This is a genomic window from Micromonospora sp. NPDC050795, assembly GCF_044456785.1.
In the GTDB taxonomy this organism is placed as follows: Bacteria; Actinomycetota; Actinomycetes; order Mycobacteriales; family Micromonosporaceae; genus Micromonospora.
In genome coordinates this window covers 358,905-382,376 of record NZ_JBITGE010000001.1, presented here as the reverse complement: position 1 = coordinate 382,376, position 23,472 = coordinate 358,905, and the positions used below count along the sequence as shown (strand labels likewise).

The following is a 23,472-nucleotide window of genomic DNA, read 5'->3' as shown; positions in this document are numbered from 1 at the left end:
CAGCTTGTCGATCATCGTCGAAGCGTGCTGTCGCGTGTCGCATGTGCTTGCCGTTGCGCAAGTGTCGGTGGCACTCGCAAGGACTCTTCCTGATCTGCCAGGTTTCGGCTCAGCGTCGCGGGGTTAATGGGACGCTCTGACCGGGAGGACCACCGCCGAGGAAAGATCGCAGGGAGGTGACCCATGCGCGTCGGCCTCGTCTGCGCGCACGCCAGTTCCTACCGCCACGCCGACGGCCCGCCGGTCGGCACCCGACAGCACACCGCGAGGGTCGCCGCCGAGCTGGCCGAGCGAGGCCATGACGTCCGGCTCTACGTGCGTCGGGACGACCCGACGCTGCCGGCGACGATGAACGTCGACGGCTACCAGGTGCACCAGGTGCCCGCCGGCCCGCCCACCCCACTGCCCACCGCCGAGCTGATCCCGTACGTGACGGAGGTCGGCCGCTGGCTGGCCGACGAGTGGTCGGGGTCCTGGCGGCCCGAGGTGGTGCACGGGCACTACTGGGTCGGTGGCCTGGCCGCCGCGCACGCCGTCCGGGAGACCGACATCCCGGTGGTGCAGACGTTCCACTCGCTCGGCATCGAGCAGCTGCGTCACCTGGGCGGTCACTACGACGGGCCGGGCCAGCGGATCACGCTGGAGCGCGCGTTGACCCGGGCCGTCGACATCGCCGTGGCCCAGTCCAACGACGAGGTCGACGAGCTGACCCGGATGGGTCTGCAACGCAGCTCCGTCGCGTTGGTGCCGGCCGGCGTCGACATCGACCTGTTCCACCCCGACGGCGAGGCGGCACCGCGCGAACAGCGGTCCCGGATCCTCTCGGTGGGATCGCTGGCCGCCGGGCACGGCCAGGAGGACCTGATCCGGGCGATGCGGCTGGTCGGTGACGCCGAGCTGGTGATCGCCGGCGGGCCGCCGGCCGAGCAGTTGGTCAACCACGCCGAGGCGCGACGGCTGCGCGAGTTGGCCGAACAGCTCGGCGTCGTCGACCAGGTACGGCTCGTCGGGGCGGTGCCGCACGACCAGATGGCCACCTGGTACCGGTCGGCGGACGTGGTCGCCTGCACGCCGCACTACTCCTCGGCCGGACGGGTCTCGCTGGAGGCGATGGCCTGCGGTGTGCCGGTGATCGGCTACGCGATGGGCGGCCTGGCGGACGCCGTCGTCGACGAGGTCACCGGCCGCCTGGTGCCCCCCGGTGACGTGCGGGCACTCGGAGTGTCGCTGCGCCGGCTGCTCGGCGACAACGCCGGTCGGTTCGCGTACGGGCACGCCGCCGTGGACCGGGTGCGCAGCAGTTACACCTGGGAGCGGACCGCCGGTGCGCTGGAGCGCCTCTACGAACGGGTGGTGAGCCGCCGCAAGCCGGTCGAGGCGTGAGTCGGCGGTGCTGCGGGACCTCGACAGTGGTGCGGTGCCGGACGGTCAGCCCGGCCGGCCGGCACCGACCATGGCGGGGTCCCGACGACGTGTCACCGAACGGTGCTGCTGCGGTTCGGCGTACCGGGTCAGGCCGATCACCGCAGCCAGGGTCACCAGGAAGCCGACCGCTGCCAGCCACTCCCGCCCCGGCCAGATCTTGTCGTTGAGCAGCAGCAGGCCGACGATCGCGGCCGGCACCGCGCCGGCGGCGTCCATCGCGGCGACCGCGGCGGTCGTCGAGCCGCGCTGCATGGCCAGACCGAGCAGCAGTTGACCCACTATGGAGTGGGCGATCAGCAGGTAGAACAGCGGGTCGGCGAGGAACGCCTCGGCGGACGGCGCGGATGCCAGCGGTCGGGCGGCGACAGCGGCCGAGCTGAACGCCAGCCCGGCGAGTGAGCCGAGGGCCACCGAGCCCGGTGCCCCGTGCAGCCGGACGGCGAAGAAACCGAGCACCGCTATCACACCCAGCGCCACCAGCAGGGCGATCGAGCCGGCGGTGCCGAGCTGCTTCGACGGTGCCGGCCGGGCGGACAGCACCAGCGCGGTGATCCCCGCGAAGAGCAGCGCCAGCAGCACCACCTCCGCCGCCGGCAGCCGCCACTTCAACACCAGCACCCCGAGGATGGCGGTCACCCCGAGCCCGGCGGCCACGCTGGCCTGCACGAGGAACAGCGGGAGGTCCCGCCGGGCGAGGAAGGCGAGCACGAAACCGGCGATCTGACAGCCGAGACCGACCAGGTACGTCCGGTGCCCGGCGAGGCGCAGCAGCAGGCCCGGATCGAAGGTGTGGTGGACGGTGGTGCGGGCCGCCGCCACCGACTGGAGCAGATTGGCGAAGCCGTACGCGACGATCATCGCCGCGAGGAAGCACCAACCGGAGGAGACCACCTGGCGAGGATAGAGGTTGCCGGGGGTCAGCGCTCGGCTGGTCGGTTGAGGCGCCCGAGGATGTCGGCGTGCAGCACACCGTTGGTGGCGACCACGCTGCTGTCGGTGCCCGGAGCGCCGGCGGGAGCCGGTTGTCCGGCCAGATCCGTGACCGTGCCACCCGCCTCGGTGACGATCGGCACCAGCGCCGCCACGTCCCACAGTGACAACTCCGGCTCGACCATCACGTCCAGTGCCCCCTCGGCCAACAGCATGTAGCCGTAGAAGTCGCCGTACGCCCGGTTGCGCCAGCTGTCCCGCATCAGGTCGAGCACCGCGTCGAGCCGCCCGGAGTCCTCCCACCCGTTCAACGACGAGTAGCAGAAGCTGGCATCCGCCACCCCGCGCACCGCGGACACGCCGATCCGCTCACCGGCCGCGGGCCCCGGCCCGGCGTACGCGCCCGCGCCCGCGCTGGCCCACCACCGTCGTCCGAGCGCTGGTGCGGACACCACGCCGACCGCCGGCCGGTCGCCGTCGTACAGCGCGATCAGGGTGGCCCAGATCGGCACGCCACGGACGAAGTTCTTGGTGCCGTCGATCGGGTCGATGATCCACCGGCGGCCGTTCGGGTCGGCGGACGGCTGCGCGCCGAACTCCTCACCGAGCAGCCCGTCGCCCGGTCGGTGCTCGGCCAGCAGGGCGCGGATCTCCCGCTCCACCGCGGTGTCCGCGTCGGAGACCGGGGTCAGGTCGGGCTTCGCCTCGACGCGCAGGTCGAGCGCCCGGAACCGGGCCGTGGCGATGGCGTCGGCCTGGTCGGCGAGCAGGTGGGCGAGGGCGAGGTCGTCGGCGTACCCGGTCATGCCGGCAACCTAGCCCACGCCCGCCGGGTCACTCGTCGGGGCCGCGCCGGTCATCCTCGCCGGGGCCGCGCTGGTCGCTGTCGCCGCGCGAGTCGCCCTCGCCGGCCCGGGAGGCGAGCAACCGACGGTACGAGGCCAGCCGGCGCGGGTCGGCCTTACCGGAGGCCACCCAGGCGTCCAGCCCACACTCGGCCTCGTCGGCCGTGTGGGGGCAGTTCGGTGGGCAGTCGACGGTGCCCTCGACCAGGTCCGGAAAGCCGTGCAGCAGGCTGTCGGCCGAGACGTGCGCCAACCCGAAGCTGCGGATCCCGGGGGTGTCGATGATCCAACCCGGGTCGGTCTCGATCCCGGGCACCGGTGGCAGCCGCAGCGCCACCGCGCTGGTCGAGGTGTGTCGGCCCCGGCCGATCGCGCTGACCACGCCGACCGCCCGCAGCGCGTCCGGAACGAGGCGGTTGACCAGCGTCGACTTGCCCACGCCGGAGTGCCCGACCAGCACCGACACCTTGCCGCTGAGCAGCGCGCGGAGTGCGTCGAGGTCGGAGTCGGGGCGGTTGAGCACGTACGGCAGCTCCAGCTCGGTGTAGTAGCCGAGCACCTCCTCCGGCCCGGCCAGGTCGGCCTTCGTGAGGCAGAGCAGCGGCTCGACGTCCGCGTCGTACGCAGCCACCAGGCAGCGGTCGATGAACCCGGTGCGCGGCGGTGGGTCGGCCAACGCGCTCACGATCACCAACTGGTCCGCGTTGGCCACCACGACCCGTTCCAGCCGACCCTCGGCGGTGGTCTCGTCGTCGTCGGCGGTGCGGCGCAGCACCGAGCGACGTTCGGCGATCCGGACGATGCGGGCGAGCGCGCCCTCCGCGCCGGACGTGTCGCCGACCAGGCTGACCCGGTCACCGACCACCACCGACTTGCGGCCCAACTCGCGGGCCCGCATCGCGGTGACAGTGGGCAGTTCGGCACCGACCACGCCGCGTTCGGCCCCGGAGAGCACACAGGTGTAGCGCCCCCGGTCGACGGCGATGACGAACCCGTCGACCGCGTCGGCGTGCTGCGGGCGGGTGCGCGTACGCGGGCGCGACGACTTTCCGGGCCGGACCCGCACGTCGTCCTCGTCGTACTCCCGCCGTCTGGTCGCCAGGACCTGTCCTCTTCTCGCGTCAGCTCTTGGTGAGCGTCCGGAAACTCACTTGCCGGTCACCATCGCTGACCATAGTGCCGGGAACTCGGGCATGGTCTTGGAGGTACACCCCACGTCGTCCACCTCGATGCCCGGAACGGCGAGCCCGGCCACCGCGGCGGCGTGCGCCATCCGGTGGTCGTGGTAGGTGCGGAAGACGCCGCCGCGCAGCGGTCGGGGCCGGATTTCCAACCCGTCAGGTGTTTCGGTGATGTCCGCTCCGAGCCCGCCGAACTCGCGCGCGAGCGCGGCGAGCCGGTCGGTCTCGTGGCCGCGGATGTGCCCGACGCCGGTGAAGACCGACGGTGAGTCGGCCAGCATGGCCAGCGCGGTCAGCACGAGGGTCAGCTCGCCGACGTCGGAGAGGTCGGCGGTCAGACCGTGCACCACGCCGGTGCCACGGACGGTCAGCCCGTTGGTGGAGAGGGTGACCTCGCCGCCCATCCGCTGCAGCAGCGAGCGGAGTTTCTCGACCGGCTGCGCGCTGCTGTGCGGCCAGCCCTGCAAGGTGACCTCACCGCCGGTGACCAGTGCGGCGGCGAAGAACGGCACGGCGCCGGAGAGGTCCGGTTCGATGTCCCAGCCGCGACCGGTGAGTGGGCCGGGCTCGACGGCCCAGACGTCGGGGGTGCTGTCGTCGACCGCCGCGCCGGCGGCCCGCAGCATCTGCACCGTCATCCGGAGATGCGGCGCGGAGGGCACCGGCCGCCCGACGTGGCGGACCACGACGCCCCGGTCGAAGCGCGGGGCGGCCAGCAACAGCCCGGAGACGAGTTGGCTGGATGCGGACGCGTCGATCACGACCTCGCCGCCGGTGACCCGGCCGGTGCCGAGCACGGTCAGCGGCAGGCTGCCAGCGCCGGTGACGTCGATCCGGACGCCCAGCGAGCGCAGCGCGTCGACCAGCGGGCCGAGTGGGCGGGTACGCACGTACGGGTCACCGTCGAAGGTGACCTGCCCGTCGGCCAGGCCCGCCACCGGTGGCACGAACCGCATCACGGTGCCGGCCAGCCCGACGTCGACGTGGGCGGGGCCGGCCAGCGGGTGCGGGCGGACCAGCCAGCGCTCGTCGTCGCTGATCGAGACGTGCGCGCCCATCGCCCGCAGGCCGGCGGCCATCAACTCGGTGTCACGGGCGCGCAGTGGCCGGGCCAGCGTCGACGGGCCGGCGGCCAGCGCGCTGAGCACCAGGGCCCGGGCGGTCATCGATTTGGAACCGGGCAGGCGCAGCGTCGCCGCCACCGGGTCGGATGCGGTCGGTGCGGTCCACGGCTGCGGCGGCCGGGTCGCGGTCAGGTTGCCCACCGTTACATTCTGCCGTGTCGGCGGGTGGGCGGCGGTACCCGGCGTTCGTACTCCCGGTTGGCGGGACAGCCGACAGGGCCTCCGACGCGTTAGCGTGTGCCCCATGTGCGGCAGGTACGCGACGACCCGGAGCTCCGGCGAGCTGAGCGCGCTGTTCGAGTCGTCCGACGACTCCGACGGCCTGGTTCGGGCGGACCACAACGTCGCGCCGACCGACCCGGTGCCGCTGGTCCGGGTCAGCCCGGAGGGGCACCGCAGCCTCTGTGTCGGCCGCTGGGGTCTGCTGCCGCACTGGTCCCGGTCCGCGTCGGGAGCCGCCCGGATGATCAACGCGCGGGCGGAGACGGTGGCCACCAGCCGGGCGTACGCCGGTTCCTTCTCCCGTCGCCGCTGCCTGGTCCCGGCCGACGGCTGGTACGAGTGGGTCCGGCTGCCCGACGGCGGGCGACAGGCGTACTTCATGACCCCCCGGGACGGCTCGGTGCTCGCGCTGGCCGGCATCTGGTCGGTCTGGGAGTCCGAGGCCGAGACCCGGCTCAGCTTCAGCGTGCTGACCACCACGGCGCTCGGCGACCTGGCCGAGGTGCACGACCGGATGCCGGTGCTGCTGCCACCGGAGCGGTGGTCGTCGTGGCTCGCGCCGACCGACGAGCCGGGACGGCTGCTCACTGCGGCGTCGGCGGAGCAGTTGGCGGGGTTGGAGATCCGGCCGGTGGGCGCGGCGGTGGGGGACGTTCGTAACGACGGGCCACAGCTGACCGCGCGGGTGGCGCTGGCGCCGACGGTGTCACCGCAGGAGCTGACCCTGTTCTGACGCTGCGGTGCATAGTCGGCCGCCAATTTGCCAGGGTTCCGCGCGATTCGTCTCCTGGCTGTTCAGTCATGTTCCCGGCAGACCCTTGTCCCGAGGTTGCGAAGTGCGATAGAACACAGCGCCGGTAGTGGCTGTCGGTCCGCACGGGGCGGACGACGTCCACAGCTTTTGCCGGTCCCACGGGGGAGGTGGGCGGATGACACGGGCACGTATGCCGCGCCCGCACGAGGTGGCAGCGGCGCGGCGAGATCCGCGACTGCTGCGGGCCGTGCGAGAACGGCGACAGGACGACGCGTGGCGCACCAGAGGCACCTGCCAGAGCGTCGATCCGGAGACATTCTTTCCGGCACCGAACGAGCCGGCGGACGCCGCCGTCGCGCTGTGTCGCAGTTGTGATGTGCAGGGGTCCTGCCTGGCGTGGGCCCTCGACGTCGGTGACTGCCACGGCGTGTGGGGCGGCACCACGCCGCGGGAACGACGGGCGATGCTGGTCGCCTGGCGCGGCGAGGTCGAACCCGATCCGGACGCCATCGACGACGCCGGCCCGCCGGTGCGCGATCGCCTGCTCGCCCTGGTCCCGCTGAGCTGATCGGCGGCCCGGTTCGCACCCGACACCCGTCCGGCGGCGCAGAATAGGCCGGTGCCAGCCAGCAACGAGATCGACACCCCGCGCGGCCCGGCGTGGATCGACACCGACCTGCCGGTCCGCGCGGCCACCGCCCTGCTCGTCCTCGGGCACGGCGCGGGCGGCAGCGTCGACGCACCCGACCTGCTCGCGGTCCGGGACGCGTCGGTGGCGGCCGGCCTCGCCGTGGTGCGGGTGACGCAGCCCTACCGGGTCGCCGGTCGACGTGCGCCGGCACCCGCAGGTCACCTCGACGAGGCCTGGACGGCGGTGCTCGCCGAGCTGCGCGCCCGGCACGCCGACGTGCCGACTGTGGTGGTCGGTGGGCGTTCCAGCGGCGCACGGGTGGCCTGTCGGACGGCCCGTGCGGTGGGCGCGGTGGGCGTGGTCGCACTGGCCTTCCCACTGCACCCGCCCGGCCGGCCGGAACGCTCCCGCGCCGTCGAACTGGGCACCGGCCTGCCGACGTTGGTCGTCAACGGCGACCGGGATCCGTTCGGGACGCCGGAGCCGGGGCCGGCCGTGCAGGTGGTGAGTCGTCCCGGTGAGACGCACGACCTGCGTCGCGATCCGGCCGGCACCGCCGCCGTCGTGCGCGACTGGCTGTCCGCCCAGGGTTGGGCGGCCGGCTGACCCGTCGCACCCGGCTCGCCGGGTCGACCGTTTCCGGCGCGGGTACGGGTCGTTGCATCCGTTGGTGCCGCCGGCCCGAGCAGGGCCGGTGACACCAGTCCTCCCAGGCCCTTCCTGGTCCCAGCGCCGGCCGCCGTCGGGGCCGGGACCAGGAACGGGGAGGGGCGGCCGGAATGCCCCAGTGGTCATCTCGCGTTACTACCCCCGGACGACTTTTCTGCGAGGGGGTGACCGGTGCCAACCGAGACACGAAGCCTGGAACGGGACGAGCGGGACGCCCGGCAGCTGAAGCGGCTGCTGGATGGCCCGGAGTGGCCCGCGACAGCGGGACCGGGCGGGGTGGGTGCGGTGAGCACGGGCACACCGGCCGGAAGTGAATCTGCGGGCAGGTCCGTGCGCGTATCCTCGGCGGGAAAGCATCCGACGCGAGGGGATGTGCGGTTGACCACCGAGAAGACGGACGAGCGCAGGGCCCGATTCGAGCGGGACGCGATGCCATTCGTCGATCAGCTCTACGCTGCTGGGCTGCGGATGACACGCAACCCGGCGGATGCCGAGGACCTGGTCCAGGAGACGTACCTGAAGGCGTACGCGGCCTTCCACCAGTTCGAGCAGGGCACGAACCTGAAGGCCTGGCTCTACCGGATTCTGACCAACACCTACATCAACTCCTACCGCAAGCGTCAGCGCCAGCCGATCCAGGCGCCCACCGAGGAGATCACCGACTGGCAGCTCGCCGAGGCCGAGTCGCACACCTCCAGCGGGTTGCGCTCGGCCGAGACCGAGGCACTGGACCGGCTGCCGGACAGTGACGTCAAGGAGGCCCTCCAGCAGTTGCCGGAGGAGTTCCGCCTGGCTGTCTATCTCACCGATGTCGAGGGCTTTTCCTACAAGGAGGTCGCGGACATCATGGGCACGCCGATCGGCACCGTGATGTCGCGTCTGCACCGGGGCCGTCGTAATCTGCGCAAGCTGCTCGAGCGTTACGCGGGCGAGCGGGGCTTCAGTGCGGCCCGCTCGGCGAAGGGCTCTACCGCCGCTGCCGGCCGGGAGGTGTGACGTGAGCTGTGGGGAGCCGCACGAGACGGACTGCCGCGAGGTGCTCGCGGAGGTGTATCTCTACCTGGATCTGGAGTGCGCCGACGAGCGTCGCTCGCTGATCCGGCACCACCTGGACGAGTGCGGGCCCTGCCTGCGCGAGTACGGGCTGGAGCAGGAGGTACGGGCGCTGGTGGCGCGTTGCTGTGGCAACGAGACCGCGCCGGATGAGCTGCGCGAGCGGCTGCGGGTCAAGCTCACCGAGCTGGTGGTCTTCGAGACCAGCGACTCCCGTGAGCTGGCCGACTGATCGTCTGAGCTCGCCGACCGAGCGTCGGCACCAGCTGGCAAGACCGGTGGCCCGGGTCGATGTCGACCCGGGCCACCGGTATACCCGGCCTCGGCCGGCTGAGCGACGACGGGCAGTCGGCCCGCCGACCCGTTCAGGAGTTGGGACGCTTGCCGTGGTTCGCGGCGCTCTTCTTACGAGCCTTCTTCTTCCTGGACTTCTTCGCCATGCTGACCTCCTCGTGATGGGTCGGATCCGTCCTGCGCACGACCTCGGCGCGGATGCGGCCACCGGCGGTCCGGCGTCGGGTCCGACCCGCTGATGGTAGTGCGGTCGACACCCGCCGCCTTCCCCAGGGCGGGCCTGTCATCCCGGCTGCGCCGCTGCCCGCCCACCGCCGGTCGACGCATGATTGGATACATCGGCAGGCACGTCGCGAAGAGGGAGGGCCTGGACATGGCCGAGGAGATCCGCGCCGAGATGGTGGCCAACGTCTGGAAGGTCGTCGCCACGGCGGGTGACACGGTGACCGAGGGCGACACCCTGGTGATCCTCGAGTCGATGAAGATGGAGATCCCGGTCGTCGCCGAGTCCGATGGTGTGCTCCAGCAGCTCGTCGTCAACGAGGGCGACGTCGTGCAGGACGGTGACCTGATCGCCGTGATCGCTTGACCGGGCTGCGGGTCCGTTCGGCCGAGTCAGTCGACTTCCCCGCGGTGGCCCGGCTGACAGTCGCCGCGTACGAGGCGGACGGCCAGCTCAAGGGCGAACACGGGTACGGCGAGGTGCTGGCCGACGTGTCGACCCGGGCGGCCAGCGGCGAGGTGCTGGTCGTTGTCGACGAGGTGACCGGGGCGGTGCTCGGCTCCGTCACGTTCGTGCTGCCGGGCAGCCCGTTCGCCGAGTTGGCCGGGCCGGGCGAGGCCGAGTTCCGGATGCTCGCCGTCGACCCGGGCGCTCAGGGGCGGGGTGTGGGTGCCGCACTGGTCGAGGCGTGTGTCGACCGGGCGACCGAGTTGGGTTGCACGGCGGTGGCGATCTGCGTCCGGGCGGGAATGGCCGATGCGGCGCACCGGCTCTACTCGCGGCGCGGTTTCGTCCGTTCGCCGGAGAAGGACTGGTCACCGTTGCCGGGTGTGGACCTGCTCGGCCTCCGGCTGGAGCTGACGCGCGGCTGAGCCGGCGACCGGCGGGCTCAGGTCGGCCGGCCGGCGGACCACCGACAGGCCGGACCGACCACTTCGATCACGAGATGGTCAGGCGTCGGGCTGCGTGCCGATGGCGGCCAGCAGTTCGTCGGCCACCTCCAGGGCGAGCTTGCGGCGTTCGTCGTCGCTGATGTGCGGCGCGCGGACCGCGAACCAGCTGGTGTGCACCGCGAACAGGGACAGCGCGGCGCGTAGCTGGGCGGCGGGCGAGTCGTCGCCCCGACACAGCGCCTCGGCCAGCTCCATCATCCGGCCGCGCATCTTCTGGCCGGAGGAGAGGCTCTTGAGCGCGGTCTGGTTCTGCTCGAAGAAGCGCATCACCGACGGCTGAGTGCCGTCGAACATCGTGTCGGCGTAGCGGGAGATCAGTTCACGCCGGGTGGCCAGGGTCGCGGGCTGGGTGGCGGCCCAGGCGGTCAGCGCGTCCATCCGCTCCAGCCGGTCCTCGACGAAGCTGGCGACGATGTCGTCCTTGCTCTTGAAGTGGTAGTAGAGCGCGGCCTTGGTGACGTTGAGGCGCTCGGCGATCTCCCGGAGCGAGGTCTTCTCGTACCCCTGCTCGGTGAAGAGCTCGAGCGCGACGGCCTTGATCCGGTCCCGCGTCCCGCCGCCTGTGCTCTCGCTCACCCACGCCCCCCAAATGGCTTGACCGTTCCTCGTACCCAACTTACCGTGCGGCTAGTAAGGTGACTAGCCGGGCGGCAAGTAAGTACGGCAATCCTCGGGGGGAGCTTACCTATGACTCAGGCAACCCAGGCCGGCACGCGACCCAACAACATCCGGGTCGTGCTGTTCGGGCTGATGATCGCGATGATGCTCGCGATGCTCGACAACATGATCGTCAGCACCGCGTTACCGCGGATCGTCGGCGAGTTCGGCGGGCTCAACCACTTCACCTGGGTGGTTACCGCGTACGTCCTGGGCACCACCGTCTCCACCCCGATCTGGGGCAAGCTCGGTGACCTCTACGGCCGCAAGTCGGTCTTCCTGACCTCGGTCGTCGTCTTCCTGGTCGGCTCCGCCCTCTGTGGCATGGCCGGCTCCGGGATGTTCGGCGGTCCAGAAGACGGCATGGTCCAGCTCATCGCCTTCCGGGCCGTGCAGGGCCTCGGCGCCGGCGGCCTCATGGTCGGCGTGATGGCGATCATCGGTGACCTGGTCCCGCCCCGCGAGCGCGGGCGCTACCAGGGCATGATCGCCGGCATCATGGCCATCGCCATGGTCGCTGGCCCGCTGGCCGGCGGATTCATCACCGACCACCTCTCCTGGCGCTGGGCGTTCTACGTGAACCTGCCGCTGGGCGGTATCGCGCTGCTCGTGCTGATCAGCACCATGCACCTGCCGAAGTACCGCACCGAGCACCGGATCGACTGGCTCGGCGCCGGGCTGCTCTCGGTCGGCATCACCGCGATCGTGCTCATCACCACCTGGGGTGGCAACGAGTACGACTGGGTGTCACTGCCGATCCTCGGCCTGGCCCTGCTGGCCATCCTCGCCTTGGCGGCGTTCGCAATGGTGGAACGCCGGGTCCAGGAGCCGATCCTGCCGCTGGCGCTCTTCGCCAACCGCAACTTCGCGCTGATCTCGGTGATCGGCTTCCTGCTCGGCTTCGCGATGTTCGGCGCGATGAACTTCCTGCCGCTCTACCAGCAGACCGTGCAGGGTGCCTCGGCCACCAACAGTGGTCTGCTGCTGTTGCCCCTGATGTTCGGCATGCTGGTCGTCTCGCTGGTCATCGGCCGGGCGATCACCCGCAACGGCAAGTACCGGGCGTACCCGATCATCGGTGGTGTGGTGATGACCGCGGGCATGGCGCTGCTGTCCATGCTCGACACCGACACCAGCAAGCTGATGTCCTCGCTGTACATGATCGTGCTCGGCGTCGGCATGGGCTTCCTCATGCAGACGTCGATGCTGATCGCGCAGAACAGCGTGGAGCAGAAGGACCTCGGCGCGGCCAGCGGCGCGGCCACCTTCTTCCGGTCGATCGGCGGTTCGTTCGGCATCTCGCTGTTCGGCGCGATCTTCGCCAACCGGCTGGCCAGCTCCGAGGGCGGTCGGGCCTTCGGCGGCGAGTCCGGCGGCGCGGGGATGGACCTGGAGAAGCTCAAGGAACTGCCCGCCCAGGCGCGCGAAGCGGTGCTCGGTGGTCTCTCCGACGCCATCTCGCACGTCTTCCTCTGGGCGGTGCTGTTCACCATCGTGATCCCGGTGCTCGCCTGGTTCATCAAGGAGATCCCGCTGCGCACCGCGAACGAGGCGCCGCCGCAGGCCACCCCGGAGGAGGACGCCGAGGTCGCCCTCGGCAAGGCCCCGGTCGCGTAACCCCCAAACCCCGCGATCTTGCACTTTGTGCGGGTGCATAAGCACTGTTTCCGACAAGACGGCGACAGTAAGTGCAAGATCGCGGGGTTGCGGGGAATCAGCGGCGGAGCAGGCGTTGCCAGAGGCGGCGTAGGGGGTTACGGGGGCGGGGGAGCCGGGGGGCATTGGCTCTCAGCAGGTTGGTGGCCAGTGCCGCCGTCGCCGGATCCAACTGCGGGGCGGCGAGTGCCAGGTGAGCCAGCGAGGCGGCGATCGGGACCGGTCGGCTCCGCGCCACGTCAGCCGCGTCGGCCAGCCGCTCCGCCACCACCCGAGCCACGTCCGGCCGCACCGAAGGATCCACCCAGGCGGCGGTGACCAGGGCGAACAGGGCCGCCTCGGTGACCCAGTCCTCGACGCCCCAGATCAGATCGAGCAGCACCCGGCGTCGGGTCGAGCCCTCCCACGGCTCGTCGGTGCGGTGGTGCAGCAGCCCCAGACAGGCCCACACCTGGACTCCTCGCACCCAGACCGACGGGTCGTGGGCCGCCAGCAGCCGACCCACCGCGTTCGCCGGTGCCGCCGGCGGGTGCACCAACAGGCCGAGCAGGTCGTCCACGTCGAGGCCGGCCAGGCCCACCGCCGCGTCGTACGCCGCCGGCGGGTGCGCCCATGCCGGGTGGGCGATCTGCCCGATCCGTTCGACAGCCGTCGCCGAGGGCGCCGCCAACGCGGGCGTGGGCACCGTGTCCGCGTAGTGCCACAACCGCTGAGCGGACTCCCGCCGGGGCTCGCGCGGGTCGGGCTCCGATGCGCCGACGACCTCGATCCGCAGCCCGGGGGCCGTGGAGATCGCCGTGCCGACCGCGCTCGGCGGGGCGGCGGCGGACAGGCGTACGGCACCGCCGAGACCGTTGTCGTCATCGGCCACCGCCTGGCGCATCGCGTCGACCAGGGGCCCACCGGCCGGAGTGAGTTGGCCGAGCCAGGGTCGACCCCGGCAGCACTGGGCCAGGTCGCCGTGCTCGTGGCTGTCGTCCGGGTGGTCCCGGACGAAGTCGGCGAGCGCGACCAGGTGGGCGAGGTCACCGTCGCGCAGGTGCCGCAGGCGGTGCGCGGTGTGCACCGCGCAGTCGAACGACGGATCGCGCGCCAGCGCCCGCTCGGTCCACTCCAACGCCTCGTCCAGCCGGCCGATCTCGGCCAGGGTGCCGGCGATGTCCGCGTAGATCGCCAGGTCGTCGGGGTCCAGCTCGACGGCCCGACCGAGGGCCGCGAGGCCGTCGCGGGTCCGGCCCGAGCTGCGGTACGCGTACCCGAGCCACACCTCGCCCATCTTCGAGGGCTGTGCGCGTACTCCCCGGGTGGCCCAGCGGACCGCCAGCTCGACCTCGCCGAGGCGCCGGGCCAGCGCGGACGCCGCGCCCAGCAGCAGGCCGTGTTCGGGGTGCACCGTCGCCGCGTTGCGGGCGAGCGTGAGGTACGGGGTCAGCGGAGCCCGGCCGATCCGTGGCACCGGGTCGGGCAGTGCGGCGCAGACCTGCATGAGGACGCGGGCGATGTGCTCCGGCTCCAGTCTTTCGGCCAGCTCGGGCGCGGTGACCCAGGGCACCCCGGCCCACTCGGTGCCGGGCGCGTACGACGTCGCCGCGGCCAGCAGTTCCAGCCCTTCGGCGGGACGCCCGGCGGTGGCGAGGAGGTGGGCGCGGGCGACCACCGCACCGACGAAGGTGTGGTGGTTGATCGGAAAGAGGTCGAGGCCGCCGCCGCTCGACACGGCGAGCCGGGCGAGGGTCTCGTGCACCTCCGGCAGGGTGGGGGCCCGTGCCAACGCGCCGGCGAGGTGGCCGGCGGCGTGGTGCAGGTCGCCCTCGTCGAGTGCCAGCCGGGCCAGCGCCAGCTCCTCCGTCGCGGAGAGCGCGGGATCGTCTGTTCCCTCGGGCACGTCGTCCTCTCGTGGCAGTTAGACCGGGTGCAACGGGTAAAGCGTAGTTGATATTGAGATCAACTGGTGATCAGCTGCGCAGTCCTGCTCGTTCGATTGCTGGGATACACTTAAAAGTGCAAGACTGAGCAAGAATCGCGCGGCAACCGCGCAGGGGGAGGGGTTTCCGTGACACGTGCAGGGGCTGGAATGGCCGCCGACATCGACGAGCAGCCGGCTGGTTACGCGCGCCTGCTCTCCGCCGCCAACGCCGCCGAGATCGCCCGGGTGGCGGCGGTCATCGCCGAACGTCGGCCACGGCACGTGGTCTTCACCGCGCGGGGCACCTCCGATCACGCGGCGCTCTACGGGGCCTACCTGACCGAGATCCGGCTCGGCCTGCCCGCCGGGCTGGCCTCGCCCAGCGTCGTGACCCTCTTCGGGGCCCGCCCCGACCTCTCCGACGCGCTGGTCGTCGGGGTCAGCCAGAGCGGCGGTTCGCCCGACCTGGCCGAGGTGCTGCGCGCCGCCCGAGCCTCCGGCGCGCTGACCCTCGCGGTGACGAACGCCCCCGACTCACCGCTGGTCGACGTGGCCGAGCTGAGCGTCGACATCGCCGCCGGTCACGAGCGGGCGGTCGCCGCCACCAAGACGTACACCGCGGAGCTGCTCGCCCTGCTCATGCTAATGGAGGGGATCCGGGCCGGCGACGGCGTGCTCCCGAACGCCGAACGGGAGGCGCTCGACGCACTGCCCGAGCTGGCCGCCCGCACCCTGGCCGACGGCACCCCGGCCCAGCTCGCCCCGCGCTACCGGTTCGCCCGTCAGCTGGTCACCACCGGCCGGGGGTACGCCTACCCCACCGCCCGCGAGGCCGCGCTGAAGCTGATGGAGACCTCGTACCTGCCGGCGCTCGCCTTCTCCGGCGCCGACCTGCTGCACGGCCCGCTCGCCATGACCGACCCGGAGGTCCCGGTGCTCGCCGTGGTCGGCTCCGGCCCCGGCGGCCGGTCGATGGGTGAGGTGCTGCCCCGCCTCGGCGAACGCCGCGCCGACGTCGTGGTGGTCGGCTCCGCCAACGTGCCGGGCGCCACCCGGCTGGCCGTCCCCGAGGTCGACGAGCGGTACGCCCCGCTGCTGGACATCCTGCCGATGCAGCGGTTGGCGCTGGCCCTGGCGCTCACCCGGGGCGAGGACCCGGACGCGCCGCGCGGCTTGAAGAAGGTCACCGCGACGATGTGAGGCGTGGCGTGGCACCCTGGTCACCGTGTCCACGCTGCGCGACCTCGCCGAGGAGCACACCCATCTCCGTCCGGCCGACATCGACCACCTGCACCGGATCGCGGGCGACTGGCAACTGCTCTCCGATCTGTCCTTCGCTGACCTGCTGCTGTGGGTGCCTGTCGACACCGAGGGCACGTTCCTCTGCGTCGCCCAGGTGCGCCCGACCACCGCACCTACCGCCTACCAGGACGACCAGGTGGGTCGGATCGTCGGCGGGCCGGAGGTGGCCCACCTGGGGGTGGCGTACTCCCAGGGTCGGATCTGGCGTGAGGGCGACCCGGTCTGGTACGGCGACGTGCCGGCCCGGCACGAGGCGATCCCGGTCCGGCTGCGCACCGCCGAGGGGGAGGCCGGCGAGGTGATCGCCGTGGTGGGGCGGGACACCAACCTCTCCACCGCGCGTACGCCCAGCCAGTTGGAGCTCAACTACCTCACCACCGCCGACGACCTGGCGCAGATGATCGCGGACGGCACCTTCCCGCCGCCGCGGCATCCGGGCGAGACCACCTCGGCGCCCCGGGTCGGCGACGGACTGGTCCGGCTCGACGCCGGCGGCAAGGTCACCTACGCCAGCCCCAACGCGCAGTCCGCGTACCGCCGACTGGGCTACGCCTCGCACCTGGTGGGGGAGGACCTGGCCGCGTTGCACCGCCGGTTGGCCGGTGACCCGCTGGACGGCACCGAGGCCTCGAACGGCATCCTGGCCGCGCTGCGTGGTGAGGCGCCACCCCGCCGGGAGATCGACGCACGAGGTGCCACGATGCTCACCCGGGCGCTGCCGCTGATGCCGGCCGGCGTGCCGATCGGAGCGTTGGTGCTGGTCCGGGACATCACCGAGGTCCGCCGCCGGGACCGGGCACTCATCACCAAGGACGCCACCATCCGGGAGATCCACCACCGGGTGAAGAACAACCTCCAGACCGTGGCCGCGCTGCTGCGGTTGCAGGCCCGCCGGGTGGCCATGCCGGAGGCGCGGGTCGCGCTGGAGGAGTCGGTACGCCGGGTCGCGTCGATCGCCCTGGTGCACGAGACGCTCTCCATGTCCAGCGACGAGGCGGTGGAGTTCGACGGCATCGTCGACCGGGTGGCCAGCGCGGCGACCGAGGTCGCGGCGACCGAGGTGAGCGTCGGCATGCGCCGGCGGGGCAGCTTCGGGGTGCTGCCGGCGGAGATCGCCACCTCGCTGGTGATGGTCCTCAACGAGTTGCTGCTCAACGCCGTCGAGCACGGCTTCCCGCCGGCCGACGAGACGGAGGAGGAGACTCCGGTGGCCTCCGCCTCCGGCATGGTGCCGGTCGCCGCTCCCAAGGTGGACCCGTCGCTGCGGCCGGAGGTGGTGGTCTCCGCGCACCGGTTCCGCAAGATGCTGCACGTCTCGGTGACCGACAACGGGCGCGGCCTGCCCCCGGACTTCGACGCCGAACGCGGGAGCCGGCTCGGCCTCCAGATCGTCCGGGCCCTGATCACCGGGGAGCTGCGCGGCACCATCGAACTGCGCGCCGGCGCCAACGGTGGCACCGAGGCCATGCTGGTCGTCCCGCTGGCCCGCACCACCACCCACGACGGCCGCTCGCAGACCTGAGCCGCTCTGCCGCCTCGGGTCTGCGCGGGAGCGGACATCAGGATGGGCGTGATGTCTCTCAGTCATCATGATGACTGAGAGACATCAGGCGCATCGAGGTGGGCGGGCCCGGTCTACGGCCGGCACCCGGGGGTCGGGTCAGCGGTCGGGACGGCTGGTGAGCAGGGCGACGGTCAGGCCGGGACGCTGCCAGACCTGGGCGACGGTGAAGCCCCTGCGGAGCGCGTCGCCCTTGGCGTCGGGCACGGCGGCCAGCGGCTCGGCGTGCCGGCCGGAGACGACGAGCCACACCCGTGTCGTGCCGGCCAGGCACGGTGCCGGCTGGGGGCACTCGGCGGCCCACAGATCGCCGCGGCGGACCTCGTCCTCGGTGACCAGCACGTCGCGTGGTGGGTCGCTGAGGTGGTACTCGATGCCGAGATCGAGAAAAAGCCAGCTGTGCCGGGGTGAGTAGACCACCGCGTCACCGGGGCGTTGACCGTCGGCGATCACCCGGGCCGCCCCCGCGTAGTCCACCGGCGCGCTGCGCGGCCACTCGTGGGTCCGTCGCAGCGCGGCCTGATCGGGCAGGCCGAGCAGCCCGGCCAGGACCACCACGACGAGCGCCGCCGGAGCGGCCACGGCGGCCAGCGCCGCGCCCGCCAGCAGGCACGCGAAGGGCACCACGAAGACCAGATACCGGGGCACCCACAGCGGTACGACAGTGCCGGCGGCGAAGAGCAGCAGTACGGGCAGCAGCACCGCGCTGACCGGCAGCAGGGCGCGCCGCCCGAGCCGGGCCGCGCCCAGCGCGGCGACCCCGAGCAGCAGGCCACCCACGACGCTGCTCTGTGCCACGCCGCCGGGCAGCGCGGTCAGGTCGTCCAGCCGGGCCAGGTGGACCCAGTTCAACTGCCGGGACTGCTGGGTCCGCGCCTTGACCAGCAGCGGGCCCGCCAGTAGCGCGGCCGGCAGCACGGCGACCAGCCATCGCCACACCCGCCGGTCCCGCGCGACGTCGGGCTGGGCCGGGGTGACGATGCCGGCCGGGGCCGGGCCGCGCCACCAGGCGACGAGGACGACCAACGCATGGGCGGCCAGCACTGTGAGCGCGATCAGGTGGATGAGCCCGAGAGCGGCGACGGCGGCCGCGTAACCGGCCCAACGGGCCCAGCTCGGTCGGCGCAGCGCGGTCACCAACAGCAGTGTGGCGAGCACGGCGAGCATGGTGGCCAGCGCGTACGGGCGAGCCTCCTGCCCGTAGCGCGAGGTGCCGGGGAGTACCGCGAACAGCAGCCCGGCGAAGAGGCCGCCGCGCCGGTTGACGAGCCGCGCGCCGAGCACGGCGAGCAGCCCGGCGGCCACCGTCATCGCCACCACCGCCGGTACGCGCAGGGCGATGGTGGAGTCGCCGAAGACCCTCGTCCAGAGGTGCATCAGCAGGTAGTACGGCCCGGTGGCGGCGTCGATGGTGCCGGCCAGTCGGGCCAGGTCGCCGGGCGACCGGGTGGCCGCGCTCCACGTCGCCAACTCGTCGCGCCAGAGCTGGGCGGAGCCCAGCCCGGTCACCGTCACCGCCACTGTCACCAGCGCCGGGGGGAGCCAGACCGGCAGGCGGCGCAGGTGCTCCCACGCCGCCTCGGCCGGCCTCTCGGACAATTGCCGCACGGTTCGAGCCTGCCACGGCCGGCCCGAGAACTCGGCCCGTGATGTGGGATCCAGCACGCGGACATTGGCCGGCCCCCATGGGGTGTGGCAGCATGGGGCCCATGACCGCCGCAGTCGTCCGCCGCTTCGTGGCACGTCGCCACGTCGATTACGGCCGCGTGCGCAGCGCGATCTGTCCGGCCTACTGACGACGCCCGACCAATCCGTCTCGGGCGCGCTCCGCGCCGGCTGTCTGAAGACACCGTTGTCCCGCCCGCTTCGCCGGGCCGGCCGCCGCGCCCCGCGTATCCCGAGGCACAGCAGACAACGGAGGACGCCGCGATGGCGGTCAGCAGCATCCCGGCTCGTTCCGAGGACCCGACGGCTCGTCCGGCCCGAGCGCCGCGCCGGCCACGGGGTGAGGGTCAGTGGGCGCTCGGCCATCGCGAGCCGCTCAACCCCAACGAGCGGATCAAGAAGGACGACGACCCGCTCAACGTCCGGGCCCGCATCGAGACCATCTACGCGCACCGGGGTTTCGCCTCGATCGACCCGCAGGACCTGCGGGGCCGGTTCCGCTGGTGGGGCCTCTACACCCAGCGCAAGGCGGGCATCGATGGTGGTCGTACCGCCGTGCTTGAGCCGCACGAGCTGGAGGACGAGTTCTTCATGCTCCGGGTCCGCATCGACGGCGGGCAGCTCAGCCTCGCCCAGCTGCGGGTGATCGCGGACATCTCCCGGGAGTTCGCGCGGGACACCGCCGACATCACCGACCGGCAGAACATCCAGTACCACTGGATCCGGGTCGAGGACATGCCGGAGATCTGGCGTCGGCTGGAGTCGGTCGGTCTGCAGACCACCGAGGCGTGCGGCGACTGCCCGCGCATCGTGCTGGGCAGCCCGGTCGCCGGGGTGGCCCGCGACGAGCTCCTCGACCCGACTCCCGCGATCGACGAGATCGTCTCCCGGTACGTCGGCGACAAGCAGTTCTCCAACCTGCCCCGCAAGTTCAAGACGTCGATCTCCTGGCTGGTGGACACCCCGTACGAGTCGAACGACATCGCCTTCCTCGGCGTCGACCACCCGGAGCACGGGCCCGGTTTCGACGTCTGGGTCGGCGGGGGCCTCTCCACCAACCCGATGCTCGCCAAGCGCCTCGGCGTCTGGGTGCCGCTGGCCGAGGTACCGGACGTGTGGGCGGGGGTGGTCGGGATCTTCCGCGACTACGGCTACCGCCGGCTGCGCAACCGGGCCCGGTTGAAGTTCCTGGTGGCCGACTGGGGCGTGGAGCGCTTCCGTGAGGTCCTGGAGAAGGACTACCTCGGCCGTACGCTGCTCGACGGTCCGGCACCGGTCCTGCCGTCGAAGCCGGTCGACCACGTGGGCGTGCACGAGCAGGCCGACGGGCGGCACTACGTGGGCGCCGCTCCGGTGGTCGGGCGGGTCTCCGGCGCGCAGCTCAGCCGGCTGGCCGACGTGGTCGAGGCACACGGCAGCGACCGGGTGCGGCTGACTCCGTACCAGAAACTGCTGGTGCTCGACGTGCCGTCGGAGCGGACGGAGTCGCTGATCGACGGGCTGCGCGCGATTGGCCTGGAGGCCCGGCCGTCGGCCTGGCGGCGCGGCACGATGGCGTGCACCGGCATCGAGTACTGCAAGCTCGCCATCGTCGAGACGAAGGCCCGCGGCGAGGAGCTGGTGGCCCGGCTGGAGCAGCGGCTGCGCGACTTCGACGCGGACATCTCGATCCACATCAACGGCTGCCCGAACGCGTGCGCGCGTACCCAGGTGGCCGACATCGGGCTCAAGGGTCAACTGGTGGTCGGCCCGGACGGCCGACAGGTCGAGGGCTTCCAGGTGCACCTGGGCGGCGGGCTGGGCATGGCCCAGGGGCAGACCGCCGGTTTCGGCCGCAAGCTTCGCGGCCTGAAGACCACCGCCGACGAACTTCCGGAGTACGTGGAACGGCTGGCCCTTCGCTACCTGGCCGGTCGGAGCGAGGGCGAGACGTTCGCCAACTGGGTGATCAGAGTCGACGAGGAGGAACTGCGGTGAGCAGCGAGAACCGAGCGGCACCCCTGTACTGCCCGTACTGCGGCGAGGAGGACCTGCGGCCGCACGAGGCGGGTCACGGCGCCTGGGAGTGCCACGCCTGCACCCGGGTCTTCTCGGTGAAGTTCACCGGGCTGCTGAGTCGGGCGGTGACCTCATGAGTCTCGTCTCGGCTGCGAACCTGCGCCTGGTGGGCCCGGGCGGCTCGACGTCGGCCGACCCGGCCCGGCGCGACCCGGACGAGCTGCGGGCCCTGGCCGAGCAGGCCGCTCGGGACCTGGAGGGCGCCCCGGCACTGGAGATCGCCCGCTGGGCCGCGCAGACCTTCGGTGAGCGGTTCTGTGTGACCAGCTCCATGGCCGACGCCGTGCTGGCGCACCTGGTCTCCCGGGTGGCCCCCGGGGTGGACGTGGTCTTCCTCGACACCGGCCTGCACTTCCCCGAGACGCTGCGGGTACGCGACGAGGTCGCCCGGACGCTGCCGGTGAACGTCCGGTCGATCCGGCCCCGGCTCACCGTCGGCCAGCAGGACGGCCAGTACGGCCCCCGGCTGTTCAACAAGTCGCCGGACGACTGCTGCCAGTTGCGCAAGGTGGAGCCGCTGGAACGGGCGCTGACCGGGTACGACGCCTGGGCTGCCGGGCTGCGCCGGGACGAGTCGCCGAGCCGGGCCAACACACCGGTGGTGACCTTCGACGCGCGTCGGGGCAAGGTCAAGGTCAACCCGATCGCGGCCTGGTCGCAGAAGGATGTGGACTCCTACATCGCCCGGTACAACGTGCCGGTCAACGAGCTGTTCAAGCAGGGTTACGGGTCGATCGGCTGCTGGCCGTGCACCCGCCGTACGAAGGCCGGCGAGGACGCGCGGGCCGGCCGGTGGGCCATGTTCGAGAAGACCGAGTGCGGGCTGCACGTCTGACCTCCCCGGCGACGACCCCGACCGGCCCAGCGGTGGCCGGCGGGGCGGATCCGGTGGTGCTGGTCGCGCACGGCAGTCGTGACCCACGGGCGGCCGATGCCACCCGGGCGCTGGCTCGGGCGGTGTCGGCGGCCCGGCCGGGCACACCGGTGTGGGCGAGTTGGCTGGACCACACCGAGCCGGGGCCGACGGAGGTGCTGCGCGACCTGGCCGTGGCCGGTCACCGCCGGGCGGTGCTGGTGCCGCTGCTGCTGACCGCCGCGTACCACCATCGGGTGGACATCCCGGCAGCGGTCGCCGCGGCGGCACGGTCCGGGCCACCGCTGTCGGTACGGGTCACCGATGTGCTCGGGCCGGCGGACGACACACCCGATCCTGGGCTGCTGGCCGGGCTGTGTCGACGGCTGGGTGAAACGCGTGAGGGCCGTTTCGACGCGTTGGTGCTGGCCGCGGCGGGCACCCGGGACGCGCGGGCGCGACGGTCGGTGGGCCGGGTCGCCGATGCGCTCGGTGTGGAGTTCGGGGTGCCCTGCCGGGTGGCGTACGCCTCGGCGGCTCCACCGGCGGCCGGTGTGGCGGTGTCCCGGTTGCGGGCGTCCGGCGCGCGCCGCGTCGCGGTGTCCGCGTACTTCCTGGCGCCGGGGCTGTTCCACGACGCGGTGACCGAGGCGGCCGGGGCGGCGGGTGCGGTGGCTGTCGCCGGGCCGTTGACCGACGCGCCGGAGCTGGTCGACCTGGTGCTGCGTCGGGTCGACGACCGGCCCGCGCTGGCGTCCACGGGCTGACCCGTGCCGGCTGACACTGTGGGATCCACGGTGCTGACACTGTGTGATCCGGTGCCGGACGGCAGGACGCCCCGGCGGGCGAACCCACCGGGGCGTTCAGCTGTGTCGTTGGGGATCAGGCGGAGTGAGCGCGCAGCACCCGGAGACCGCCGCGCCGCTTGACGGCGCGCCGCTCTTCCTCGCTCATTCCGCCCCAGACGCCGGCGTCCTGACCAGACTCGAGTGCCCACTGAAGGCACTGGTCGGTCACGGAGCAGCGCCTGCAGACGGCCTTGGCCTGCTCGACCTGCAGGAGAGCCGGACCGGACGTCCCGATCGGGAAGAACAGCTCGGGGTCCTCGTCGCGGCAGACACTATGGTGACGCCAGTCCATGGCGGCAACACTCCTCATTCTGGATGGGTGGCGAACAATTGCTTGTCGTGCTTTTCCTATATGCATCCGCAGTGCCGATGGTGACAGTTAGCGTCTGTCCATTCGGCAGTGCGTGAGCAGGCGTTCAGCGCCGGGGACCTGCTGGAACAGCTCAACCTGACGAGCATATCCAGGCAATGTCCCGGTAACTCAAGTTCGCTTGTGAATACTTTCACGAACAGTCGCGATGTCAAGGGTGACGCTCGGAAAAACTCCGGGCGGTGAGCAAGCCCACAACCTGTTTGTCCGGATTCCAGTGCTTCCTGGTTACCCGCCGTGCCACAGTCGAGGATCAATATAGTACGGTCCGCGTGACATTGCTGACATTTCC

23 protein-coding genes and 1 pseudogene are annotated in these 23,472 nt (G+C 72.1%); 15 read left to right on the top strand and 9 right to left on the bottom strand.

The genetic code is table 11. The annotated features are described in order from the left end of the window. Positions 1 to 183 precede the first annotated feature (183 nt). Positions 184 to 1,383, top strand: a complete 1,200-nt coding sequence (locus ACIBEF_RS01945; protein ID WP_396790309.1) for a glycosyltransferase — start codon at positions 184 to 186, stop codon at positions 1,381 to 1,383. On the opposite strand, the pseudogene ACIBEF_RS01940 reads toward ACIBEF_RS01945, so the two are convergent. The 4 genes and pseudogenes from ACIBEF_RS01940 to aroA form a co-directional block, all read right to left on the bottom strand. After that, positions 1,341 to 2,283, bottom strand: a pseudogene (locus ACIBEF_RS01940) (hypothetical protein). The gene ACIBEF_RS01945 and the pseudogene ACIBEF_RS01940 sit on opposite strands and share 43 nt — an antisense overlap. Before the next feature lie 59 nt (positions 2,284 to 2,342). Next, entirely contained in the window at positions 2,343 to 3,161 is an 819-nt protein-coding gene (gene hisN / locus ACIBEF_RS01935) for a histidinol-phosphatase (protein ID WP_396790307.1), read from the bottom strand. 28 nt (positions 3,162 to 3,189) lie between these two features. Beyond that, positions 3,190 to 4,266, bottom strand: a complete 1,077-nt coding sequence (rsgA, locus tag ACIBEF_RS01930) for a ribosome small subunit-dependent GTPase A (RefSeq protein WP_396790305.1) — start codon at positions 4,264 to 4,266, stop codon at positions 3,190 to 3,192. Positions 4,267 to 4,347: 81 nt separating this feature from the next. Beyond that, positions 4,348 to 5,646 (bottom strand): 3-phosphoshikimate 1-carboxyvinyltransferase, encoded by a 1,299-nt coding sequence (aroA, locus tag ACIBEF_RS01925; RefSeq protein ID WP_387352564.1) that lies wholly within the window; start codon positions 5,644 to 5,646, stop codon positions 4,348 to 4,350. Positions 5,647 to 5,749: 103 nt separating this feature from the next. On the opposite strand from aroA, the gene ACIBEF_RS01920 reads away from it, so the two are divergent. The 5 genes from ACIBEF_RS01920 to rsrA all read left to right on the top strand — a co-directional run bounded on the left by ACIBEF_RS01920 (position 5,750) and on the right by rsrA (position 9,066). Then, positions 5,750 to 6,460 (top strand): SOS response-associated peptidase, encoded by a 711-nt coding sequence (locus ACIBEF_RS01920; protein ID WP_396790302.1) that lies wholly within the window; start codon positions 5,750 to 5,752, stop codon positions 6,458 to 6,460. A gap of 196 nt (positions 6,461 to 6,656) precedes the next feature. Beyond that, the gene (locus ACIBEF_RS01915; RefSeq protein ID WP_091406097.1) at positions 6,657 to 7,049 is read left to right on the top strand and encodes a WhiB family transcriptional regulator; all 393 of its coding nucleotides are present in this window, start codon (positions 6,657 to 6,659) and stop codon (positions 7,047 to 7,049) included. A gap of 51 nt (positions 7,050 to 7,100) precedes the next feature. Next, on the top strand, positions 7,101 to 7,718 hold the full coding sequence (locus tag ACIBEF_RS01910; RefSeq protein WP_396790301.1) for an alpha/beta family hydrolase: 618 nt from the start codon (positions 7,101 to 7,103) through the stop codon (positions 7,716 to 7,718). 234 nt (positions 7,719 to 7,952) lie between these two features. Beyond that, entirely contained in the window at positions 7,953 to 8,777 is an 825-nt protein-coding gene (locus ACIBEF_RS01905; RefSeq protein ID WP_112583674.1) for a sigma-70 family RNA polymerase sigma factor, read from the top strand. Position 8,778: 1 nt separating this feature from the next. Then, a complete protein-coding gene (gene rsrA, locus ACIBEF_RS01900; RefSeq protein ID WP_030336658.1) occupies positions 8,779 to 9,066 on the top strand; it encodes a mycothiol system anti-sigma-R factor in 288 nt (95 codons plus the stop codon). Positions 9,067 to 9,199: 133 nt separating this feature from the next. On the opposite strand, the gene ACIBEF_RS01895 is transcribed toward rsrA, so the two are convergent. After that, the gene (locus tag ACIBEF_RS01895; protein ID WP_369814844.1) at positions 9,200 to 9,274 is read right to left on the bottom strand and encodes a 50S ribosomal protein bL37; all 75 of its coding nucleotides are present in this window, start codon (positions 9,272 to 9,274) and stop codon (positions 9,200 to 9,202) included. A gap of 221 nt (positions 9,275 to 9,495) precedes the next feature. On the opposite strand from ACIBEF_RS01895, the gene ACIBEF_RS01890 reads away from it, so the two are divergent. Both ACIBEF_RS01890 and ACIBEF_RS01885 read left to right on the top strand, forming a co-directional pair. Beyond that, positions 9,496 to 9,717 carry a biotin/lipoyl-binding carrier protein gene (locus tag ACIBEF_RS01890; protein WP_181518367.1) on the top strand — a complete coding sequence of 74 codons (222 nt, stop codon included), beginning with the start codon at positions 9,496 to 9,498 and terminating at the stop codon, positions 9,715 to 9,717. Next, positions 9,714 to 10,223 (top strand): GNAT family N-acetyltransferase, encoded by a 510-nt coding sequence (locus ACIBEF_RS01885; protein ID WP_396790299.1) that lies wholly within the window; start codon positions 9,714 to 9,716, stop codon positions 10,221 to 10,223. The genes ACIBEF_RS01890 and ACIBEF_RS01885 overlap by 4 nt, the downstream gene beginning before the upstream one ends. Before the next feature lie 78 nt (positions 10,224 to 10,301). Here the strand turns inward: ACIBEF_RS01885 and ACIBEF_RS01880 are convergent, their stop codons facing one another. Further along, positions 10,302 to 10,880, bottom strand: a complete 579-nt coding sequence (locus ACIBEF_RS01880) for a TetR/AcrR family transcriptional regulator (RefSeq protein WP_396790298.1) — start codon at positions 10,878 to 10,880, stop codon at positions 10,302 to 10,304. A gap of 111 nt (positions 10,881 to 10,991) precedes the next feature. Here ACIBEF_RS01880 and ACIBEF_RS01875 point away from each other — a divergent pair, with 111 nt between their 5' ends. Then, positions 10,992 to 12,578 (top strand): MDR family MFS transporter, encoded by a 1,587-nt coding sequence (locus ACIBEF_RS01875; RefSeq protein ID WP_396790296.1) that lies wholly within the window; start codon positions 10,992 to 10,994, stop codon positions 12,576 to 12,578. Between the two features lie 97 nt (positions 12,579 to 12,675). Here ACIBEF_RS01875 and ACIBEF_RS01870 read toward each other — a convergent pair whose 3' ends face one another. Next, positions 12,676 to 14,502 (bottom strand): tetratricopeptide repeat protein, encoded by a 1,827-nt coding sequence (locus tag ACIBEF_RS01870; RefSeq protein WP_396790294.1) that lies wholly within the window; start codon positions 14,500 to 14,502, stop codon positions 12,676 to 12,678. 189 nt (positions 14,503 to 14,691) lie between these two features. On the opposite strand from ACIBEF_RS01870, the gene ACIBEF_RS01865 reads away from it, so the two are divergent. Both ACIBEF_RS01865 and ACIBEF_RS01860 read left to right on the top strand, forming a co-directional pair. Then, positions 14,692 to 15,723: an SIS domain-containing protein gene (locus ACIBEF_RS01865; RefSeq protein WP_396790441.1), complete on the top strand. Its 1,032-nt coding sequence runs from the start codon at positions 14,692 to 14,694 to the stop codon at positions 15,721 to 15,723. Between the two features lie 25 nt (positions 15,724 to 15,748). Beyond that, positions 15,749 to 17,347 (top strand): histidine kinase N-terminal domain-containing protein, encoded by a 1,599-nt coding sequence (locus ACIBEF_RS01860; protein ID WP_396790292.1) that lies wholly within the window; start codon positions 15,749 to 15,751, stop codon positions 17,345 to 17,347. 138 nt (positions 17,348 to 17,485) lie between these two features. On the opposite strand, the gene ACIBEF_RS01855 is transcribed toward ACIBEF_RS01860, so the two are convergent. Further along, positions 17,486 to 18,985 carry a glycosyltransferase family 39 protein gene (locus ACIBEF_RS01855; protein WP_396790439.1) on the bottom strand — a complete coding sequence of 500 codons (1,500 nt, stop codon included), beginning with the start codon at positions 18,983 to 18,985 and terminating at the stop codon, positions 17,486 to 17,488. A gap of 330 nt (positions 18,986 to 19,315) precedes the next feature. On the opposite strand from ACIBEF_RS01855, the gene ACIBEF_RS01850 reads away from it, so the two are divergent. Genes ACIBEF_RS01850 through ACIBEF_RS01835 form a run of 4 tightly spaced genes read left to right on the top strand, consistent with a single transcriptional unit; the run spans position 19,316 to position 22,729 of the window. Next, positions 19,316 to 21,028, top strand: coding sequence for a nitrite/sulfite reductase (locus tag ACIBEF_RS01850; protein ID WP_396790291.1), 1,713 nt, complete (start codon positions 19,316 to 19,318; stop codon positions 21,026 to 21,028). Next, positions 21,025 to 21,186, top strand: a complete 162-nt coding sequence (locus tag ACIBEF_RS01845; protein ID WP_165435836.1) for a hypothetical protein — start codon at positions 21,025 to 21,027, stop codon at positions 21,184 to 21,186. The genes ACIBEF_RS01850 and ACIBEF_RS01845 overlap by 4 nt, the downstream gene beginning before the upstream one ends. Next, positions 21,183 to 21,944: a phosphoadenylyl-sulfate reductase gene (locus ACIBEF_RS01840; RefSeq protein WP_393220291.1), complete on the top strand. Its 762-nt coding sequence runs from the start codon at positions 21,183 to 21,185 to the stop codon at positions 21,942 to 21,944. The genes ACIBEF_RS01845 and ACIBEF_RS01840 overlap by 4 nt, the downstream gene beginning before the upstream one ends. Continuing rightward, positions 21,926 to 22,729: a sirohydrochlorin chelatase gene (locus ACIBEF_RS01835; RefSeq protein ID WP_396790288.1), complete on the top strand. Its 804-nt coding sequence runs from the start codon at positions 21,926 to 21,928 to the stop codon at positions 22,727 to 22,729. The genes ACIBEF_RS01840 and ACIBEF_RS01835 overlap by 19 nt, the downstream gene beginning before the upstream one ends. 115 nt (positions 22,730 to 22,844) lie before the next feature. On the opposite strand, the gene ACIBEF_RS01830 is transcribed toward ACIBEF_RS01835, so the two are convergent. Beyond that, positions 22,845 to 23,102 (bottom strand): WhiB family transcriptional regulator, encoded by a 258-nt coding sequence (locus ACIBEF_RS01830; protein WP_088950012.1) that lies wholly within the window; start codon positions 23,100 to 23,102, stop codon positions 22,845 to 22,847. Positions 23,103 to 23,472: the final 370 nt, after the last annotated feature.